At 37.5% G+C, this 4,108-nt stretch carries 4 protein-coding genes; all 4 read right to left on the bottom strand.

Features of this window, described 5'->3' with window-relative positions; all coding sequences use genetic code 11:
- Positions 1 to 33: 33 nt before the first annotated feature.
- Complete coding sequence (gene fmt, locus QZ055_RS08365) at positions 34 to 1,044, bottom strand: methionyl-tRNA formyltransferase (RefSeq protein ID WP_119206415.1); 1,011 nt, start codon at positions 1,042 to 1,044, stop codon at positions 34 to 36.
- The gene (gene def, locus QZ055_RS08360) at positions 1,037 to 1,525 is read right to left on the bottom strand and encodes a peptide deformylase (RefSeq protein WP_295826107.1); all 489 of its coding nucleotides are present in this window, start codon (positions 1,523 to 1,525) and stop codon (positions 1,037 to 1,039) included. The genes fmt and def overlap by 8 nt, the downstream gene beginning before the upstream one ends.
- A 13-nt stretch (positions 1,526 to 1,538) precedes the next feature.
- The gene (priA, locus tag QZ055_RS08355) at positions 1,539 to 3,722 is read right to left on the bottom strand and encodes a primosomal protein N' (protein WP_295826104.1); all 2,184 of its coding nucleotides are present in this window, start codon (positions 3,720 to 3,722) and stop codon (positions 1,539 to 1,541) included.
- Between the two features lie 62 nt (positions 3,723 to 3,784).
- Positions 3,785 to 4,108, bottom strand: a 324-nt coding sequence (locus QZ055_RS08350; protein ID WP_295826102.1) for a methionine adenosyltransferase domain-containing protein, incomplete at its 5' end; no start/stop codon positions are given.

Raw genomic sequence — 4,108 nt, 5'->3', positions numbered from 1 at the left:
AATATCAGGTATAACGGATACGTTTCGTACTGCTTACATTGAGTCTCCAAAAACGATACCTTCCTTTATCTGATGTCCATTAATAAAATCGGTAGCAGAAATACGCTTTTTATTTTCCGGTTGTACTTCTGTTAATAGAAGTATATTTCCATCACCACAAAATACACCTAACCCGGCTGTTTTAGATACGATTGTACCAGGAACAGTTGTGGCTGAAATAGCAATTGGTACATGTTTACCATGAACATCTATCAAACAGTGAGTCGTATCACTGGGAACCACTTCTCCAGACCATACTTTTAAACGTTTTCCATCGAGATATGTATAACATCCAGGAGCTGGGTTAAGTCCTCTAATGAGGTTTGCAATTTCATTAGCAGGCTTAGACCAATCAATGTGTCCCATTTCTTTTGTAATTTTGGTCGTATGTGTAGCTATTGAGTCATCTTGTGGAGTAGCTACAATCTCTCCGTTAACCCAACGAGTTAATACAGGTACAATCGTTTCGCCACCAAGTACGGCCATACGTTCAAATAATTGACCCGTTGTTTCACCAGGTAAAATATCGGTCTCTACGATATCGATGATATCACCAGTATCAAGACCATCATCCATATGCATAATGGTAACACCTGTTTTAGTATCCCCATTTAAAATAGCATAGTGAATCGGCGCAGCCCCTCTATACTTAGGTAAGATAGATGCATGAACGTTAATACATCCATATTGAGGTAAGCGAATAAGCCATGGCGGTAAAATTTTACCGTATGCAATAACCACTACTACATCTGGTTTTAATGCTTCTAATTCAGCTTGCACTTGCTCATCCCGTAAGGTAACAGGTTGGAAAACAGGTAAATTATGTTCCAGAGCTGCCACTTTTACAGGTGGCATTTGAACTTGTTTACCGCGACCTTTTTGTTTATCAGGCTGACAGTATACACCAACTATAGAGTGTCCAGCCTTAATTAATGCTTCTAAAGTAGGAACCGAAAAGTCTGGCGTCCCCATAAATACGACGCGCAATTGTTTTTGATTAGACAATTTCTTTCTCCTCTGGATGATCCGTAATCAATCGTAAGTTAGTTGCTTTTTCAATAAACAAATGCCCTTCTAAATGGTCAATTTCATGTTGAAAAATACGCGCCAAGAATCCTTCAGCTTTAATTGTTACCTTTTTATTATGAGGGTCAATTCCTTTAACGGTAACTTTATCGAATCTTTCAACATCACCAAAATAACCTGGTACACTCAAACAACCCTCTGGTCCCACTTGTGAACCTTCGGCATGAGTGATTTCAGGATTAATTAAAGCAATGAGACCACTACCAGCATGATCATCTACGACGATAATTCGTTTAGATACAGCTACTTGAGGTGCAGCAAGTCCAACGCCTTCGGTTTCATACATTGTTTCAGCCATATCATCGATAAGGGCTCTAAGTTTTTTATTAACATGTTCTACAGGTTCCGCAATTTGTTTTAAAACGGGATGGCCTGCTTTCACAACATCTAATACAGCCATTTATACTCCTATACTAAACTGGATCTACATCAATCAAAAGTCCTTCTTGTGTAAAGATCCATGAATTATATATATATTCTTTTAAATTAGATAAATCGGTACCGCGAATCATAATCGCTAAACGATACATGTCCCGTACCTTTTTAATACTCGCTTCATAAGGACCATTGATGAGAATATCGCTATTATCTTTATGAGCCTCTAAATCGCTTACAATGCGATTAGCAATGGTCTCCAAGGTGTCCATGTTCTGATGACGCACTACCATATGTATCATCTCTCTAAATGGAGGATATCCTAAGGCTTTACGATTTTGAATTTCTTCATTGTAAAAGCCTACATAATCATGAGCCTTACTCTTTATTATAGCATAATTTAAAGGATTATATGTTTGTATAACAACACTGCCCGTTTTATCACCTCTACCAGCCCTACCAGAAGTCTGGGTAAGCAGATCAAAAGTTCGTTCAGATGCAGTATATACAGGAATATTTAAAACGGAATCAGCCGTTAAAATACCAACAGCTGTTACATCTTTAAAGTCATGCCCTTTTGATACCATTTGAGTTCCCAATAAAATATCATATTTATGGGCCCCAAAATCATGTAAAATATCTTCTGCTAATTGCTTATTCTTTGTCACATCTTGATCAAGTCGAGCAATACGTGCAGATTTAAAGTGCTGTCGTAATTCTTCTTCAACCTTTTGTGTACCTGAGCCAAAGAACTTAATACGTTTGCTATGACATTTTGGGCATACTGTAGGAATTGGTTCATGATGTTCACAATAATGACAACGTAATTCCTCACCAGCCTGGTGATACACCATGGCCACATCACAATGTGGACACATAATGGTTTCCCCACAATCTCTACACATAACAAAGGTATTGTAACCACGTCTATTCAAAAGAATAATCATTTGATTATGTTCATTCAATGTTTTTTGAATCAAGCTACTCATAGCATCAGAAAAAACAGAATAGTTACCATGAAGAATTTCTTCCTTCATATCAACAATCGTTACCTTTGGCATGGGTTGTTCAAAAATACGGTGCGGCAACTCTAGCAACTGATACTCCCCTTGCTTAGCTTTATAATAAGAAATAACAGCTGGTGTAGCGGAACCTAGTATTACAGGACAACCATGTGCTTCTCCACGCCATAATGCAACATTTCTCGCATGGTAACGAACCATGTCCTCTTGCTTATAAGATGTATCATGTTCTTCATCGACTACGATAAGACCAATATCCTCTGCTGGAGCAAAAACTGCTGATCGGGCACCAATAATAATATGACTATCCTTACGACGTAAACGCTCCCAGTTATTATTGCGTTGTTGGACCGTCAATTTACTATGAAATACTACAACTTCATCACCAAAGGTTTCTACAAAGCGTCGTACAATTTGATCTGTCAAAATAATTTCTGGAACCAGTATAATAGCTGTCTTATCTTGACTTATACAGCGGGCTGTGGCTTTTAAATACAGTTGCGTTTTCCCACTACCTGTTACACCATGCAATAAAAAGGTTTTATGTTGATGTGAATTCATCGCCTCTTGAATAGGCTCATATACCGCTTGTTGTGCATCAGTTAATGGTATATTGACTTCTTCTGTAAACAGTTCATCAAAGGTAGTCTTTGTAGCTTTAAATCTAGATTCAATGGTAATCCCCTGAGCTTCACTCACTTGTTTAATGACCATACGGGAAAATCCTTTGGCCAATAATAAAGCTTTTGATGCACCACCTACTTCAAGTAAATATTTGGCTAACTCTCGTTGCTTCTTTTTTCGCTCACTAAATTGTTCTACAGAAAAAGCAGGCGTAACAACAAGCCATTCTTCCTTAGGTGCTTCATAGGATTTAAGAGTTTTATTAACTGTAAACAAACGTAATGCATCGCCATAAGAGAATAAATAATATTCATTTAAACGACGTGCAGTATCCATCATTTCAGGAGTAAACCACGGTTCATTGTCTAATACTTGAACAATATTTCGTAATTTAAATTCAGGGGGTTCTAATAATTCTTCATAACCAATTAGAATACCCTCTTCACGACTATTGCCTAATGGAATGAGTACACGTGTGCCAGGTAAGACATTCCCAAACTTTTCAGGCATTAAGTAGCTTAATGGTTTATGAAGTTGTTTAGCAGGTCTATTAATAATAACTTTTGCGACACGCATACACTATTTCCTTTCATTTATTATAAAAGGTCTCAGTAGAAATTCTACTAAGACCTTTTGTATTATAAGCCAGCTTCAGCTTTTAAAATTGCTGCTTTGTCAGTACGTTCCCAAGGTAAATCTACATCAGTTCTACCAAAGTGACCATATGCTGCAGTTTTGCGATAATGAGGTTTTAACAAATCAAGCATTTCAATAATACCTGCTGGACGAAGGTCGAAATGTTTCTTAACGAGTTCTTGAATTTTAGTTTCCTCAACATGACCTGTACCAAAAGTATCAACTAAGATAGATACAGGATGAGCAACGCCAATTGCGTAAGCAACTTGTACTTCACATTTATCAGCAAGACCTGCTGCAACAACGTTTTTAGCTACATAACGAGC

Source organism: uncultured Veillonella sp. (assembly GCF_905209685.1).
GTDB lineage: Bacteria > Bacillota > Negativicutes > Veillonellales > Veillonellaceae > Veillonella.
Note: the sequence above shows the minus strand (reverse complement) of the source record. Positions and strands in the feature narration are given on the sequence as shown.

Coding starts and splice junctions, on each gene's coding strand:
- def (WP_295826107.1), bottom strand. CDS start 1,525: ATGGCTGTATTAGATGTTGTGAAAGCAGGCCATCCCGTTTTAAAACAA.
- priA (WP_295826104.1), bottom strand. CDS start 3,722: ATGCGTGTCGCAAAAGTTATTATTAATAGACCTGCTAAACAACTTCAT.